This is a genomic window from Streptomyces tibetensis, assembly GCF_040647715.1.
GTDB lineage: Bacteria > Actinomycetota > Actinomycetes > Streptomycetales > Streptomycetaceae > Streptomyces > Streptomyces tibetensis_A.
This window is the reverse complement of sequence record NZ_JBEZCR010000004.1, coordinates 184,162-200,151: the sequence shown is the minus strand read 5'-3', so window position 1 is coordinate 200,151 and position 15,990 is coordinate 184,162. Positions and strand designations below refer to the sequence as shown.

Annotated in this window: 13 protein-coding genes; 8 read left to right on the top strand and 5 right to left on the bottom strand. The window is 71.2% G+C overall.

Annotation, left to right across the window (positions count from 1 at the left end):
• Positions 1 to 117 precede the first annotated feature (117 nt).
• Positions 118 to 903, top strand: coding sequence for a VOC family protein (locus AB0B29_RS12535; RefSeq protein ID WP_362237683.1), 786 nt, complete (start codon positions 118 to 120; stop codon positions 901 to 903).
• A 159-nt stretch (positions 904 to 1,062) separates the two neighbouring features.
• Here the strand turns inward: AB0B29_RS12535 and AB0B29_RS12530 are convergent, their stop codons facing one another.
• Positions 1,063 to 2,100 carry a LacI family DNA-binding transcriptional regulator gene (locus tag AB0B29_RS12530; RefSeq protein WP_362237681.1) on the bottom strand — a complete coding sequence of 346 codons (1,038 nt, stop codon included), beginning with the start codon at positions 2,098 to 2,100 and terminating at the stop codon, positions 1,063 to 1,065.
• A 94-nt stretch (positions 2,101 to 2,194) separates the two neighbouring features.
• Positions 2,195 to 3,238: a multicopper oxidase domain-containing protein gene (locus tag AB0B29_RS12525; protein WP_362237678.1), complete on the bottom strand. Its 1,044-nt coding sequence runs from the start codon at positions 3,236 to 3,238 to the stop codon at positions 2,195 to 2,197.
• A gap of 188 nt (positions 3,239 to 3,426) precedes the next feature.
• Here AB0B29_RS12525 and AB0B29_RS12520 point away from each other — a divergent pair, with 188 nt between their 5' ends.
• Both AB0B29_RS12520 and AB0B29_RS12515 read left to right on the top strand, forming a co-directional pair.
• Positions 3,427 to 5,907 (top strand): ThuA domain-containing protein, encoded by a 2,481-nt coding sequence (locus tag AB0B29_RS12520; RefSeq protein ID WP_362237676.1) that lies wholly within the window; start codon positions 3,427 to 3,429, stop codon positions 5,905 to 5,907.
• Between the two features lie 44 nt (positions 5,908 to 5,951).
• Positions 5,952 to 8,099: an OmpL47-type beta-barrel domain-containing protein gene (locus tag AB0B29_RS12515; RefSeq protein ID WP_362238672.1), complete on the top strand. Its 2,148-nt coding sequence runs from the start codon at positions 5,952 to 5,954 to the stop codon at positions 8,097 to 8,099.
• Here the strand turns inward: AB0B29_RS12515 and ligD are convergent.
• On the bottom strand, positions 8,086 to 9,117 hold the full coding sequence (gene ligD, locus AB0B29_RS12510) for a non-homologous end-joining DNA ligase (RefSeq protein ID WP_362237673.1): 1,032 nt from the start codon (positions 9,115 to 9,117) through the stop codon (positions 8,086 to 8,088). The genes AB0B29_RS12515 and ligD overlap by 14 nt on opposite strands.
• A gap of 74 nt (positions 9,118 to 9,191) precedes the next feature.
• Here ligD and AB0B29_RS12505 point away from each other — a divergent pair, with 74 nt between their 5' ends.
• Positions 9,192 to 10,256, top strand: a complete 1,065-nt coding sequence (locus AB0B29_RS12505) for an ATP-dependent DNA ligase (RefSeq protein WP_362237670.1) — start codon at positions 9,192 to 9,194, stop codon at positions 10,254 to 10,256.
• Positions 10,257 to 10,271: 15 nt separating this feature from the next.
• On the opposite strand, the gene AB0B29_RS12500 is transcribed toward AB0B29_RS12505, so the two are convergent.
• Entirely contained in the window at positions 10,272 to 11,462 is a 1,191-nt protein-coding gene (locus AB0B29_RS12500; protein ID WP_362237668.1) for a zinc-dependent alcohol dehydrogenase, read from the bottom strand.
• A 189-nt stretch (positions 11,463 to 11,651) separates the two neighbouring features.
• Here AB0B29_RS12500 and AB0B29_RS12495 point away from each other — a divergent pair, with 189 nt between their 5' ends.
• On the top strand, positions 11,652 to 12,644 hold the full coding sequence (locus tag AB0B29_RS12495) for a DUF3048 domain-containing protein (protein ID WP_362237665.1): 993 nt from the start codon (positions 11,652 to 11,654) through the stop codon (positions 12,642 to 12,644).
• Between the two features lie 38 nt (positions 12,645 to 12,682).
• On the opposite strand, the gene AB0B29_RS12490 is transcribed toward AB0B29_RS12495, so the two are convergent.
• Positions 12,683 to 13,147 carry a MarR family winged helix-turn-helix transcriptional regulator gene (locus AB0B29_RS12490; RefSeq protein ID WP_362237663.1) on the bottom strand — a complete coding sequence of 155 codons (465 nt, stop codon included), beginning with the start codon at positions 13,145 to 13,147 and terminating at the stop codon, positions 12,683 to 12,685.
• 217 nt (positions 13,148 to 13,364) lie between these two features.
• Here AB0B29_RS12490 and AB0B29_RS12485 point away from each other — a divergent pair, with 217 nt between their 5' ends.
• From AB0B29_RS12485 to AB0B29_RS12475, 3 genes are read left to right on the top strand one after another with little or no spacing between them, the layout of a single operon-like run.
• Entirely contained in the window at positions 13,365 to 14,120 is a 756-nt protein-coding gene (locus tag AB0B29_RS12485) for a CoA transferase subunit A (RefSeq protein ID WP_362237660.1), read from the top strand.
• Positions 14,120 to 14,764, top strand: a complete 645-nt coding sequence (locus AB0B29_RS12480) for a CoA transferase subunit B (RefSeq protein ID WP_362237657.1) — start codon at positions 14,120 to 14,122, stop codon at positions 14,762 to 14,764. Before AB0B29_RS12485 ends, AB0B29_RS12480 begins: the two co-directional genes overlap by 1 nt.
• Positions 14,761 to 15,963 (top strand): thiolase family protein, encoded by a 1,203-nt coding sequence (locus AB0B29_RS12475; RefSeq protein ID WP_362237655.1) that lies wholly within the window; start codon positions 14,761 to 14,763, stop codon positions 15,961 to 15,963. Before AB0B29_RS12480 ends, AB0B29_RS12475 begins: the two co-directional genes overlap by 4 nt.
• Positions 15,964 to 15,990 lie beyond the last annotated feature (27 nt).

Below are 15,990 nucleotides of genomic sequence, written 5' to 3'. Positions count from 1 at the left end.
CGGCGGCGCGCGGACACGTCCGCAACCACGCCGCGGCCGCGCCCCGGCGGCGGTCGGCACCGCGCGGTGAAAGACTCGGCAGTGCAGACGACGGGCCCCTGCGCGAGGAGGGCGACGATGCTCACCACCCGTTTTGTCACCGGCGCTCCGAACTGGATCGATCTCGGCACTCCCGACATCGACGGCGCCGCCGCCTTCTACGGCGGACTGTTCGGCTGGCGGTTCCAGCCGGGCGGCCCGGAGGTCGGAGGGTACGGCCTGTTCCAGCTCGGCGGCAGGACGGCCGCCGGAGGCATGCAGACCACGCCGGAGCAGGGCCCGCCGTCCTGGACGGTGTACTTCCAGGCGCCGGACGCGGACGCCACGGCGCGGGCGGCCGAGCAGGCGCACGGTGCGGTGCGGGTGCAGCCGATGGACGTCCAGGACCTGGGCCGGATGGCGATCCTCGCCGACCAGGCCGGGGTGCCCTTCGGGCTGTGGCAGCCGGGCCGCAACAAGGGCCTGGAGGTCGTCCAGGAGCACGGGTCGCTGTGCTGGGTCGAGCTGTGCACGGCGGACGTCCCGGCCGCGGCGGCCTTCTACCACTCCGTGCTCGGTCTGGAGACCTTCGGCGCCGACTTCGCCGGCGGCACGTACACCGCGTTCAACCCGGGCGGGCTGGGCGAGGACGCCATGTTCGGCGGTGTCGTCCCCCTGGCCGACGACCCGGCGGAGAACGAGGCGTACTGGCTGCCGTACTTCGAGGTCGGCGACACGGACGCGATCGTCGCCAGGGCCGAGGAGCTCGGCGGCACGGTCCGCCTCCCGGCCACCGACCTGCCGTCCGTCGGCCGTCTCGCCAAACTCGCCGACCCCTACGGAGCCCGCTTCGCGGTGATCCACAGCGAACCACGGCAGGGCTGAGACCGAGACCGCGTCGCTTTCTCCGCAGCGCAGCGGCGCGCAACAGGGCGTGCCCGCCCCGGGCACGCCGTCCGGATCCCCCGGCGACGCGGCCCCTCCCCCTCGTCCGAGGGCCGCTCACGGCGTGTCGCCGGTCACCGACGTCCCGGGACGGCGCACCTAGGCCGACTCTCGCCGTACCAGCGTCGTCGGCAGCACCACGCTCGACGGGGGCGCCCCGACGCCCTCCCGCGGGGCGTCCCGGTCGAGGCCGCGCAGCAGCAGGCGGGCCATCAGGCGGCCCATCTCCTCGATGTCCTGACGGACCGTCGTGAGCGGCGGGTCGGTCTGCTCCGCGACGGGCAGCATGTCGTCGAAGCCGATCACGGCCACGTCGTCGGGGACGCGGCGGCCGGAGGCGCGCAGGACGCGCAACGCGCCCACGGCCGTGAGGTCGTTGGCGGCGAACACCGCGTCCACGTCCGGGCAGCGCTCCAGGAGTTCGCGCATCGCCCGTTCGCCGCCGGCCGGGGTGAAGTCGGCCTCGGCGATCAGCCCCGGGCCGGCGTCCACCATGACGTCCCGGTAGCCGTCGAGACGGTCCGCGGCGGAGGTCTGGTCGAGGGCGCCGGTGATGTGCGCGATCCGGGTACGGCCGAGCCCCGCCAGGTGCCGGACGGCGTCACGGGCGCCGCCGCGGTTGTCGCTGTCGACGTAGACCACGTCGCGCCGGTCGCCGCTCCAGCCCGGGCGTCCGCCGAAGACGGTGGGGACACCGGCCCGCTGGATCAGCTCCGGCAGCGGGTCGTCCAGGTGCAGGGAGAAGACGAGGGCGCCGTCGACGTGCCCGCCGGCGAGGTAGCGGCCGACCCGGGCGTGATCGTCCCTGCCCTCGGTGAGCAGCAGCACGAGCTGGTTGTCGTGGGCGGTGAGCTCCTTGCTGATGCCACGCAGCTGGAGCGCGAAGAACGGGTCGGCGAAGACCCGGGTCTCCGGTTCGGCGACGACGACCGCGACCGCGTCGTGGCGCCGGGTGACCAGCGAGCGGGCGGCCTGGTTGGGCACGTACCCGAGTTCGTCCACGGCCTTGCGGACCCGCTCCACGAGGACGTCCCGCACCCCGTCCCCGCCGTTGACCACGCGGGACACGGTCGCCCGCGAGACACCGGCCCGGGCGGCCACGGCCTCCAGGGTGGGACGCGGCGCTGTGTCGGTCACTTCGGGCTCCTCACCTGCGGCTGCGGATCAGGATAGCCCCGGGACGCAGCATGGTGAGAGCGCTCTCGTGCGCACGGGTGAGCGACCCCGCCCGTCAGTGCCCGTGACCGCCGCCCGCGGACTCGTCGCCGTGCCTCTGAGCGCCGCCCCCAGGCTCCTCGCCGTGCTCGTGACCGCCGCCCGCGGGTTCCTCGCCGTGCTCGTGCGGCTCGTACCCCGGAATGGTCCCGTCCGGCTTCTTCACCAGGAACAGTCCGACCATCCCCATGTCGGAGTGGCTCTGGACGTGGCAGTGGTACATCCAGGCACCCGCGCCGACCCCCTCCCCCGCGATCACCTGGAACCCGAAGGAGTCGGCCGGTCCGGTGATCTTGTTGTCGATGACCTGGCTGGGGTCCTCGGGGCCCGTCAGCATGCCGGTGCGGTTGTCCGCCCAGCGGTGACCGTGCATGTGGAACGTGTGGTAGAACTCGCCGTGCGTGATCACGACGAACTCGACGCGATCCCCCACCGTGGCTTCGAAGTCCGGCCCCGAGTGCGGCGGCTTGTTGTTGATGCGCATGTCGTTGAAGACGACCGTGTGCGTGCGGTCGGGCAGGACGTCGCCCTTTCGACGGACGATGACGGCGCCGAACAGGCCTTTCTGCAGCCCCACGGTGCCGTGTTCCGTGCCGACGACGTGGTCGTGGTAGTGCCAGTAGCCCGCACTTCCCGAGCGCCAGGTGCCGTCCTTGCGGCGGCCCGGGGCATGGGTGCGCCAGGTGTAGGTGCGGGTACCGCCCGGCTCGACGTGACTGCGGTTCAGTTTCGTGCCGTCGCTGGTGATCTCGTAGTCCAGGCCGTGGACGTGCAGGCTCACGGCCACGTCCATGGTGTTCTCGAACTCGACGTGCAGCGTGTCGCCTTCGTTGAGTTCGATCAGCGGGCCCGGAATGCTCGCCTTGCCCCTCTCCAGGCCGTAGCCCATCTGCCCGTCGGGGAGCTTCTCGGCGTACAGCCTGATGCGCTTCACCTCGCCCCCGGCGGGCGCCGTTTTCACCGGTCCGGCAGCGCTCACGGCCTCCGGCGCCACGGACAACGATGTCGCGACGGCCGCGCCGCCCAGCAGGACCCGCCGGTTGAAACTGCGTCTGTCCATGCGGAACTCCCCACCTGGTATGGCTTTCACGGAGGCGTACCTGTGATGAGTCTGTGCGACGGTACCGGCCGTGCCCCCGTTTATCCACACTCGGGACAAAGTTGACGCCATGCCGGTCATAGGTATTGGCGGGACATGCAAAGGGGTTTAGCTTCCTTGGCGGTGTTGCTGTGACCGAGGAGGTGCCCATGCACTTACGAGGGTGGAGCAAGTCAAGACGCGTCTGGGCGGCGTCCGTCGCCGCAGGGGTCGTGACCGCCGGGCTGCTGTCGGGCCCCGCCGCGCACGCGCGTCCTTTCCCCGAACCCCCGCTGACAACGATGTCGATCAAGTCGCCGCCGGGCGGCGCGAACGTGCGAGTGCTGATCTTCCACGGTTCCGCGGCGGCCGGGGCGGAGTCGCCGGTGGTGAACGCCGGGATCGAGGCCATCGAGGACATCGGTCTCACGGGCCCGGCGAACCGGCGATTCAAGGTGCAGGCCACCGGTGACGCCTCGGTCTTCACCGACCAGACGAAGCTCGGCCGCTTCAACGCGATCGTGTTCCTGACCGGCGGGGGCGATGTCCTCGACGCGGAGCAGGAGGCGGGCCTGGAGGCGTACATGGAGGCCGGCGGCGGGTTCGTCGGCATTCATGACGCGGCGCGCGCGGAGCCCTACTCGAACTGGTTCACCGGGCTGGTGGGTGCCCGTCCGGCCGCCTCGAGCCCGACGGCCGTGCAGCGCGCGACCGTCGAGGTCGGCGACCGCAGGCACCCCGCCACCAAGGATCTGCCGGTGCAGTGGAAGCGCCCGGACCAGTGGCTGAACTGGGTGAAGAACCCCTCGGGCGAGGTGCACACGGTGGCCCGGGTCCGCGAGTCGACGTACCAGCCCGGCTCGGGCTCCAACGGCTGGGACCATCCGGTCAGCTGGTGCCGTGACTACGACGGCGGCCGTTCCTTCTACACGGGCATGGGCGGGACGGCGTCGTCGTACGACGAGACCGACTTCCGCGATCATCTGCGCGGCGCCCTGATGTGGACGACCCGGCTGGAGCAGGCCGACTGCAAGGCGACCATCAACGCCAACTACGCGGCGGAGCGCCTGACCGAGCCCAACCAGCCGGGGCGAAACGACCAGATCGGCGAGCCGCACGGGATGGTCACCGCGCCCGACGGCCGGGTCTTCTACATCGGCCGGGGCGGCGCGGACTCCTCGCAGCCCGTGATCACGGACTGGAACAACCCCGACATCGGCAAGGGCAGGGGCGAGATCCACGTCTACGACCCGAAGACCGAGCAGGTCACCCTGGCCGGGGCGCTCACCGTCTTCGGCAACAAGGGCGGCGGCGACGAACTGGTCAAGGTCGAGGAGGGGCTGCTCGGCATCGAGCTGGATCCCGGTTTCGCGCAGAACGGCTGGGTGTATCTGCACTACACGCCGCACGAGCGGATCAACCGCGAGACGCGGATGGCGGAACGGCGGGTCTCCCGGTTCACGCTCGACCGGGCCACGAACAAGCTGGACCTGTCCAGCGAGAAGGTGCTGCTGAAGTGGCCGGTGCAGATCCACAGCTGCTGTCACGCGGGTGGCGGGATGGCCTGGGACTCCAAGGGCAACCTGTACATCGCCACCGGTGACAACAACTCCAGCGGCTTCAGCTCCGGTTACTCGGGCAACAACCCGGAGCCGAACTACAAGGGGGTGTCCTTCGCGGACGCCCGCCGCACCGCCGGCAACACCAACAACCTCAACGGCAAGATCCTGCGCATCCACCCGGAGCCGGACGGGACGTACACACTCCCCCGGGGCAACCTCTTCACCGGGAAGGAGCCCGACGAGGGCGGCGGCAAGACGCGCGGCGAGATCTATGTGATGGGCGTCCGCAACCCGGCGCGCATCTTCGTCGACAAGTCCACCGACGTGCTCTACGCGGGCTGGGTCGGGCCGGACGCGAGCACGCCCTCGACGACCTGGGGCCCGGCCAAGTACGACACGTTCGCCGCCATCACCGAGGCGGGCAACCGGGGGTGGCCGTACTGCATGGGCAACAAGCAGCCCTACCGGGACCGCAATCTGCCGGACCCGTCCAAGCCGCTGGGCTGGTACGACTGCGACCACCCGAAGAACGAGTCGCCGAACAACGACGGTCTGGTCAACCTGCCGCCGGTGACCGGCAACAACATCTGGTACTCGCCCTCGGGCGGCGGCCCGGACTACCCGCGCGACGCGAACGGCGTCCCGTCGTACAAGCCGGGCGAGGCCACCTACCGGCTGCCCTGGCTGAAGGGCGGCGGGCAGGCCGCGATGAACGGGCCGGTCTACCGGTACGACAGGGTCGCGGACGACAGCGCCGTGAAGTGGCCGGCGTACTGGGACGGCAAGTGGTTCGTCGGTGACTTCTACGACGCCGACCAGCCGCGCAACGCGGTGCTCATGGACCCGAAGACGCAAGGAGACGGCGGTCTGCCGGTGCACGCGGAGTCGCTGAAGAAGATCGTGCCGATCGGCAACGACGGCATCAAGAACCTGATGGACTGGAAGTTCGGTCCGGACGGCGCGCTGTACGTCCTCGACTACGGGCGCGGCTTCTTCACCTCCGACTCCAAGTCGGCGCTGTGGCGGGTCACCTACAAGGGCGGCGGGCCCACCCCGGCCGTCGGCCGGTTGGCGAGGGGGACCGAGTGATACGGCAACGAAGAGTGTGGGCCGCCCTGCTGGCCGCCCTGCTGATGCTGCTCGGCGTGCAGGCACTGCCCGCCGCCGGGCAGCCGGAGACGAAGGCGGCCGCCGACCAGGTGCTCACCTGGACGGCCGGCGACGACATCGCCACGTACCTCTCGGTGCCGAAGACGGCGGTCGCCGGCACGGCCACGATCGTGTTCGAGAACAGCGCGGCCACGGGCAACACCACCGGCATGCCGCACACGCTGACGTTCGTGACCAGCGACCCCGAGTTCAACAGCGACGTGCAGCTCAACATCCTGGCCAACCCCAACGACGCACAGGGCGGCAAGCACACGGCCCAGGTGACGCTCACGCCCGGCCGGTACTTCTACCACTGCACGATCCCCGGCCACGGCCAGATGCAGGGCATCCTCACGGTGACCGAGGGCACCGGCGAGGACACCACGGCGCCCGAGGCGTCGGCGCACGTCAGCGGCACGCAGAACGCGCAGGGCGAGTACGTCGGCTCGGCGAGTGTGGCGCTGCACGCCACCGACGAGGGTGGCTCCGGTGTCGAGCGGATCGAGTACGCGATCGGCGACGCGGGTGCCTGGCAGCCGTACACCGCGCCCGTCGTCGTCGACCAGGTCGGCAGCCACACGGTCCGCTACCGGGCCTTCGACAAGGCGGGGAACGTCTCCGCCGAGAAGAGCGCCGCGTTCACGGTCGTCGCTGCGCAGTCGGACGACACCATCGCCCCGGAGACCTCGGTGACGGTGAGCGGTGAGCGTGACGCCGCCGGGGCGTACATCGACATGGCGACGGTCACCGTCTCGGCCTCCGACACGGGGTCCGGGGTCAACACGATCGAGTACGCGGTCGGGTCGGGCGCCTGGCAGCCGTACACCGGGCCCGTGATGGTCCACCAGGTGGGTGAGCACACCGTCCGCTACCGGGCCACCGACAAGGCGGGCAACGCGGCGGCGGTGAAGAGCGTGACGTTCACGGTCGTCGCGGCGCCACCCGCGGACACCACCCCGCCGGTGACGGGCGTGACCGTGGAGGGCACGAGGAACTCCGCCGGGGCGTACGTCAACAGCGCCCGGGTGACGGTCACGGCGACCGACGCGCACGGCTCGGGCGTCGAGAGGATCGAGTACTCACTCGACGGCGGGCCCTACCTCGCCTACGCGGCGCCGGTGGTGGTCGACCGGGCGGGTGCGCACACCGTGGCCTACCGGGCGACGGACAAGGCGGGCAACACCGCCGCGGCCCGCACGGTGACCTTCACGGTCGTCTCCGGGCAGGTCCCGGCGCCCGACTGCCCGGAGTACGACGAGCGCTTGACGGTGATCGTCGGCACGGTCGACTCGGGTGTGCGCAACCGGGTCACGGACAATCGCTGCCGGATCGGCGAGCTGATCGAGGACGAGAAGGAGTGGACGTCCCAGGCGCTGTTCCTCAAGCACGTGGACTCCGTCCTGGGCGCGCTGCTGAAGGAAGGGGTGGTCGACGAGCGGGAGTCCAAGGCGATCCGGAAGGCGGCCCGCGAGTCGGGCATCGGCAAGCCGGGGCAGACCGAGGGCTACCGCTCGCTCTTCGACGGCACCGCGGAGTCCCTCGCCCGGTGGCAGCAGGTGGGCGGCGGTTCCTTCGGGCTGAACCCGGACGGGACGATCACCTCCGGCACCACCACGCCCGGGATGGGCATGCTGTGGTTCCCGCAGCGCAAGTACGGCGACTTCTCGCTGAAGCTCCAGTGGCGCGATGACGCCCCGGGCACCGGCAACGCCAACTCCGGTGTGTTCGTGCGCTTCCCCTGGGTCCACGACCACCCGGAGGAGTCACGCCCGGAGTGGGTGGCCATCAAGTACGGGCACGAGGTGCAGGTGCTCGACCGGCCCGACGGCGACATGTACAAGACCGGCTCGGTCTACGGCTTCGACCGCGTCGGTCTCGCCGGTGCCGGCGTGACGCAGAAGGGCACCTGGAACGACTACGAGATCCGCGTGGAGGGCCAGCACTACTCGGTCTTCCGCAACGGCGTGCCGATCAACGAGTTCGACAACACCGGCGGCCAGGAGTTCAGCCCGCCGCGCTCGGACGACCCGGGCACGGACGGACGTCGGTTCGCCTCCGGTTACATCGGGCTCCAGGTGCACGGCACGACGGACGTGGTCTCGTACCGCGACATCCGGATCAAGGAGCTGTAGGGGGTTCCTTCCCCTTGCGGGCCCTGCTCGGCTGTACCCGTCTGGGCTCTCCCGGCATCTTCGGATACTCGGGCGGGTACGGCAGATCGCCCAGTCCGTGGTCGTGTTCGTCGCGGCGGGCGAGGTCGAGCAGGGCTTCCAGCGAGTAGTGCCTGTCGTCCATGTCCGCGTGCACGTCGCCGAGTTCGGCGAAGCGCGCGGGCATGGTCGCGATGTCGAAGTCCTGGGGGTGTGCGATACCGACCTCGTCCCAGCGCAGGGGCGCGGAGACGGGGGCGTGGGGGCGGGGGCGTACGGAGTAGGCGGAGGCGATCGTGCGGTCGCGGGCCGTCTGGTTGTAGTCGATGAAGATGCGTCTGCCGCGCTCCTCCTTCCACCACTTGATGGTGACCTGCTCCGGCATCCGCCGTTCCATCTCCCGGCCGACGGCGATGGCGGCGCGCCGGACCTGGGTGAAGGTCCAGCGCGGCTCGATGGGCACGAACACGTGCAGGCCGCGGCCGCCCGAGGTCTTGGGAAAGCCCCGCAGCCCGCCGAACTCGTCGAGCACCTGCCGCAGTTCGTGGGCGGCGCGGGCGGCGTCGTCGTAGTCGGTGCCGGGCTGCGGGTCGAGGTCGATGCGGAGCTCGTCCGGGTGGTCGACGTCGTCGCGGCGCACCGGCCAGGGGTGGAAGGTGAGGGTGCCGAACTGGGCGGCCCACACCACCGCTCCGGCCTCGGTGGGGCACATCTCGTCGGCGCTGCGGCCGCTGGGGAAGGTGATGTGCGCGGTCGGGATCCAGCCGGGCATGTTCTTCGGTGCCCGCTTCTGGAAGAAGTTCTCGCCGTTCACGCCCTCCGGGTAGCGCTCCAGGGTGGTCGGCCGGTCGCGCAGGGCGCGCAGGATGCCGGGGCCGACGGCGATGTAGTAGCGGGCGAGGTCCAGCTTGGTGAAGCCGCGCTCCGGGAAGAACATCTTGTCCGGGCTGGACAGCCGTACGGTCCGGCCGTCGACCTCCAGTTCCACCGCGTCTCCCATGCCCGCCACGGTAGGCGCAGCCCGCCCACCTCGCATATCGGGCGCCGTGCGGTATATCAGAGCAGAATCGACCCATGGATCTGCCGGTGATGCCCCCCGTCCTGCCGATGCTCGCCAAGTCGGTGGCGGCGATCCCCGCGGGCATGCAGTACGAGGCGAAGTGGGACGGCTTCCGGGCCATCGTGTTCCGCGACGGGGACGAGGTCGAGCTGGGCAGCCGTACCGGGAAGCCTCTGACCAGGTATTTCCCCGAGCTGGTCACGGCCGTGCGCGAGCGGTTGCCCGAGCGGTGCGTGGTGGACGGGGAGATCGTGATCGCGCGGGAGGGGCATCTGGACTTCGACGCGCTGACGGAGCGGATCCATCCGGCGGACTCCCGGGTGCGGATGCTTGCGGAGCGGACGCCGGCCTCGCTCGTCGTGTTCGACGTGCTGGCACTGGGCGACGCGTCGTTGATGGGCGTGCCGCTGACCGAGCGGCGGGAGCGGCTGGCCGCTGAGCTGTCGGGGGTGCGGGCGCCGGTGCATCTGGCCCCGGCGACCACCGACATCGACGTGGCGCGGCAGTGGTTCGAGGAGTACGAGGGAGCCGGGCTCGACGGTGTCATCGCCAAGCCGCTGACCGTGCGCTACCGGCCGGACGAACGCGCCATGTTCAAGATCAAGCACGAGCGGACGGCGGACGTCGTGGTCGCCGGGTACCGCCTGCACAAGAGCGGCCCGGTGGTGGGTTCGCTGCTGCTCGGCCTGTACGACGAGCGGGGAACCCTCCAGCACGTGGGGGTCTCCGCCGCCTTCACGATGAAGCGGCGCGCGGAACTCGTGGAGGAGCTGGAACCGCTGCGCCTGGACGACGTGTCGGGGCATCCGTGGGCGGCGTGGTCCGAGGAGGCCGCCCACGAGACGGCCCGGCTGCCGGGGGCGCCGAGCCGCTGGTCCGGCCGCAAGGACCTGTCCTGGGTGCCGCTCCGGCCCGACCGGGTGGCCGAGGTGGCGTACGACCACATGGAGAACGGGCAGCGCTTCCGGCACACTGCCCGTTTCCGCCGCTGGCGCCCGGACCGGACTCCCGAGAGCTGCACCTACGCGCAGCTGGAGGAGCCGGTCCGCTACGACCTGACGGAGATTCTCGGCGCCTAGCGACGCCGGTGGCCCTCACGGCTGCATGATGACCTTCACCGCGCCGTCCTGCTTGCGCTGGAACATCTCGTACGCGTGCGCGGCCTCCGACAGCGGCACCCGATGGGTGGCGAAGTCGTCCACGCCGAGGGGGTCCTCGTCCGTCAGGTACGGGATGATGTCGTCGGTCCAGCGGCGGACGTTGGCCTGCCCCATGCGCATCTGGATCTGCTTGTCGAACAGGGTGAGCAGGGGCAGCGGGTCCGCCATGCCGCCGTAGACGCCGGACAGCGAGATGGTTCCGCCGCGGCGCACCAGTTCGATGGCGGTGTGCAGCGCGGCGAGACGGTCGACGCTGAAGCGCTCGGCGATCGGGCCGCCCAGCTTGCGGGGCAGGACGGCGGCGGCGTTCTGCACCAGGCGCGCGGCCGCACTGCCGTGGGCCTCGGTGCCGACCGCGTCGATCACGGCGTCCGGGCCGCGGCCGTCGGTCTGGTCGCGGATCGCTTCGACGAGTTCCTTCTCGTCGTCGAAGGACCTCAGGTCGAAGGTCTCCACGCCCCGCGCCTTCGCCCGGCGCAGCCGGTCCGGGACCAGGTCCACGCCGAACACCCTCCCGGCCCCCTGCACCTGTGCGACCCGGCACGCCATGTCGCCGATGGGTCCGAGACCGAGCACGGCGACGCTGCCGCCCTCGGGGACAGCGGCGTAGGCGACCGCCTGCCAGGCGGTGGGCAGGACGTCGGAGAGGTAGACGAAACGGTCGTCGGCCGGGCCCTCGGGGACCTTGATCGGGCCGAACTGCGCCTGGGGGACGCGCAGGTACTCGGCCTGGGCGCCCGGCACCGAGCCGTACAGGCGGGTGTAGCCGAACAGGGCGGCGCCCATGCCCTCGCCCTGCACCTGAGTGGTCTCGCACTGGGTGGGCAGGCCGGTCAGGCACATCCAGCAGTTGCCGCAGGCGATCTGGAACGGCACCACGACCCTGTCGCCCACCTGGAGGTCCTGGACGCCCGCTCCGACCTCCTCGACGATGCCCATGGGTTCATGGCCGAGGATGTCGCCCGGGGTCATGAACGGGGTGAGCACCTCGTACAGGTGCAGGTCGGACCCGCACAACCCGGTGGAGGTGATGCGGATGATCGCGTCCGTCGGCTCCTGGATCGTCGGATCGGGCACGTTCTCCACCCGGACGTCCCGCTTGCCCTGCCAGGTCACTGCCCTCATCGCCTCGCGCTCCCTCCGTCAGCGTGCGCGTCGGTCGTACGGCGCCGTCCGGGTACCCGGACGCCCCGCGCTGAACCTTGAGCCGATCGACGGACGCGGCGAAGACACCTCCCCGGCCGGAACGATCGGCGGTGGCCATCGATGTTCAGATAAGCGCACAATCAAGACAGGCCGAGGACATGGGGCGCGATGGCGACGGTGAGACGGAGACGAGGGGCGCGCGGGCGACGCGCCAGGATGGCGGCGCTGCTGGCCGCCGCGGTCACCGCCGCCCTGGCGGCGGGCTGCACCGCCACCGACGGACCGGGCGACGACGGCCGGGGCTCCCCGAAGGAGTCGAAACAGGGGGCGTCCCCGTCGGCGGCCCGCCCCTCCGCACTCGTCGTCAAGATCGACAACGCGGCCGCGGCCCGACCGCACACGGGCGTCGACGCGGCCGACGTGGTCTATGCGGAGCAGGTGGAGGGCGGGATGAGCCGGCTGATGGCGGTGTACGCGACCCGGCTGCCGGAGGCTGTGGGGCCGGTGCGCAGCGCGCGCGAGTCGGACCTGGAGCTGCTGCGCCAGTTCGAACGGCCCACGCTCGCCTTCTCCGGTGCGCAGAGGAAGCTCCTGCCGCTGATCGACAAGGCGCCGCTGCGGGCGGAGACACCGGGCAACGCGTCCGACGCCTACTTCCGTGGCTCCGGCAGGCCCGCCCCGCACAACCTCTACCTGCGACCGGAGCGCATTGTGCCGAAGCCCCCGGGTGAGGCGGCCCTGACCACCGGTTTCCACTACGGAGCGGCGCCCGCGGGCGGCACGGCGACGCATTCCCGGACCGTGCGGTACCCGGCGGCCCGCTTCACCTTCACCTGGTCGGACTCCCGCGACCGTTGGCTGGTCGGCATGGACGGCACGGCCGCGACGACGGCCGACGGTGAGCGGATGACGGCCGCGACGGTCGTCGTCCAGAACGTGAGGGTGCGCGAGTCCTCCTTCCGGGACTTCCTCGGCAACAACACGCCGTACACCGAGACGGTCGGCTCGGGCACGGCGCAGGTGCTGCGCGACGGACGTGCCTGGGACGTGGACTGGAAGCGGGAGAAGGCCACGGACGGCACCGCGTTCACCACGGGTGACGGGACGCCGGTGAACTTCGCCGAGGGCCCGGTGTGGGTGGTGTTCGCCAAGGCGCCCTGACCGGCCCTGGTCCCCTCGTACCGCCCGGCAGGGCTCCCTCAGCGGGGCGCCGCCAAGGGTTCCTCGGGGTTGCGGAGCCCCTCGGCCGCGTCCGCGACCCGCCGGATGAGGTCGAAGAACACCGTCCGCTCGTCGGCGGTCAGCGGGGCGAGGAACACCTGGTTCATCCGGGCGGTGCGTACGGTCAGCTTGCGATGCGTGCGCACCCCCTCGTCCGTCGGACGCAGCAGGGAGCGACGGCCGTCCTGGGGGTCACGCACCTTGTCGAGCAGTCCGCGCCGGCTGAGCCGGCTGATCACCTCGGCGATGGTGGACCGGTCGAGCCCCACCCGCTCCCCCACCGTCCGCTGGTCCAGGCCGGGCTCGGCGACGAGGGTGTTGAGGACCGCGTACTGGGGCGAGGTGATCTCCTCGGAGACCATCGCGTTCCACAGCAGGTAGTGCGCCTGCTGCAGCCGCCGGGCCAGGTGCCCGGGGTGGGTGGTGAGGTCCGCAGCCGCCATGTGCACCCCTCGCTCGTTCGTCGGTGCACTGAACAATACTCAACGCGACGCCCACTGTCTGCCGGCCCTTCAGAGGTGCAACGGCGCATTCACCGGGCTCTTGACGTCCTTCCGGCTCAGTGGCAGCGTGAGGGCCAGCTCGCAGAAATACTCAGTGCCCTGATTAATTAGGCGGGTCGCTTTGATCGGGTCGCTTGGAAGAGATGGGGCTTCTCGGATGGACAAGGTGGTCGCCACAGCCCTGGAGGCGGTGGCCGACGTGCCGGACGGCGCGTCGCTCGCGGTGGGCGGTTTCGGGCTGAGCGGTGTGCCGAACGTGCTGATCGAGGCGCTGTACGAGCGCGGCGTGACAGGGTTGTCGGTGGTCTCCAACAACTGCGGCGCGATGGAGTCGGGCCTGGCGGTGCTGCTGGCCGCCGGCCGGATCGCCCGCGTCACGGGTTCCTACATCGGCGCCAACAAGGAGTTCGCCCGGCAGTATTTGGCCGGGGAACTGGAGGTCGAGCTGATCCCGCAGGGCACGCTGGCCGAGCGGCTGCGGGCCGGCGGCGCCGGGATCCCCGCCTTCTACACCCCGGCCGGTGTCGGCACGCAGGTCGCCGACGGCGGACTGCCCTGGCGCTACGACGGTCAGGGCGGGGTGGCGCTCGCCTCGCCGCCGAAGGAGGTCCGGGAGTTCGACGGAACCGAGTACGTGCTGGAGCGGGGCATCCGCACCGACTTCGCCCTGGTGCGGGCCGCCCGCGGCGACCGGCACGGCAACCTCGTCTTCAACAAGTCCTCCCGGAACTTCAACCCCCTGGCCGCGATGGCCGGCAAGGTCGCGATCGCCGAGGTGGAGGAGCTGGTGGAGCCCGGCGAGATCGACCCGGACGCGGTGCACCTGCCGGGCATCTTCGTGCAGCGGGTGCTCGCGCTCACCCCGGAACAGGCGGCGGACAAGAAGATCGAGCAGCGGACGGTGAGGTCCTGATGGCCTGGACGCGTGAGGAGATGGCCGCGCGGGCGGCCCGGGAGCTGCGGGACGGCCAGTACGTCAATCTCGGCATCGGCCTGCCCACGCTCATCCCCAACCACCTCCCCCCGGGCGTCGAGGTGGTGCTCGAGTCGGAGAACGGCATCCTGGGCACCGGCCCCTACCCCACCGAGGACGCCGTCGACCCGGACCTGATCAACGCCGGGAAGGAGACGGTGACCGTCCTGCCGGGCGCCTCCTTCTTCGACTCGGCGCTGTCATTCTCGATGATCCGGGGCGGACACATCGACGTGGCCGTGCTCGGCGCGATGCAGGTGTCCGAGCGGGGCGACCTGGCCAACTGGGCCGTTCCCGGCAAGCTGATCACCGGCATCGGCGGGGCGATGGACCTGGTGCACGGCGCCCGTACGGTCGTCGTCGTCATGACCCACACCGCCAAGGACGGCTCGCCGAAGATCCTCGCCGAGTGCTCCCTGCCGCTGACCGGCAAGGGGTGCGTGAACCGGATCATCACCGACCTCGGCGTCCTGGACGTCACCGACGACGGGCTCGTGCTGGTGGAGACCGCGCCGGGCGTGACCGCCGAGGAGATCGCCGCAAGGACGGACGCCGAACTGCACCTGCCGGAGGGACGGAAGTGAAGGACGTCTACATCGTCGACGCCGTCCGCACGCCGGTCGGCCGCTACAACGGCGCCCTCGCGAGCGTGCGCCCGGACGACCTGGCCGCGCACGCCGTCCGCGAACTCCTCGCCCGCACGCCGCAGCTGGATCCGGCCCGGGTCGAGGACGTGTACTTCGGCAACGCGAACGGGGCCGGTGAGGAGAACCGCAACGTGGGCCGGATGGCCGCGCTGCTCGCGGGCCTGCCCACGTCCGTTCCGGGCGTGACGGTCAACCGGCTGTGCGCGTCCGGCCTGGAGGCCGTGATCCAGGCGGCCAGGGCCATCGCGCTCGGTGACGCGTCCATCGCACTGGCCGGGGGCGTCGAGTCCATGACCCGGGCGCCGTACGTGCTGCCGAAGAACGACAAGCCCTTCCCGGCCGGGCACACCGAGCTGTACTCGACGACGCTCGGCTGGCGGATGGTCAACCCGCGGATGGAGCCGCAGTGGACGATCCCGCTGGGCGAGTCGGCCGAACTCATCGCGGACAAGCACAGGATCGGCCGGGAACAGCAGGACGAGTTCGCGCTGCGCAGTCACGAAAAGGCGGCGCGGGCGCAGGCCGAGGGCCTGTTCGACGGTGAACTGGCGCCGGTGAGTATCCCGCAGCGCAAGGGTGAGCCGGTGGTCTTCGCCGCCGACGAGGGTGTCCGCGCGGACGCCTCCCTGGCGGCGATGTCCAAGCTGAAGCCGTCGTTCCGCCAGGAGGGCGGCACGGTGACGGCGGGCAACGCCTCCCCGCTGAACGACGGTGCGGCGGCGTTGCTGCTCGTCGACGAGGAAGGGCTGAGGGCGACGGGCCGCGAACCGCTGGCCCGGGTCCGCGCGACGGGTGTCTCCGCGACCGACCCGCAGTACTTCGGGCTGGCGCCCGTGGAGGCGGTCAACCGTGCGCTGGCCAAGGCGGGCAGGGGGTTCGCAGACCTGTCCGTGCTGGAGCTGAACGAGGCGTTCGCCGCGCAGGTGCTGGGGTGTGTGGCCGAGTGGCCCGAGTTCGATCCGGCGATCCTCAATCCGCAGGGTGGTGCGATCGCGCTGGGGCATCCGCTGGGTGCGTCGGGAGCGCGGCTCGCCGGGACGGTGGCCCATCAGCTGGCCCGGCGTGGCAGTGGTGTGGGTGTGGCCACGTTGTGTATCGGGGTGGGGCAAGGGCTCGCCCTCGTTCTGGAACGCTAGCCCCTCTTCCGGCTGCGGGCCGTCTGT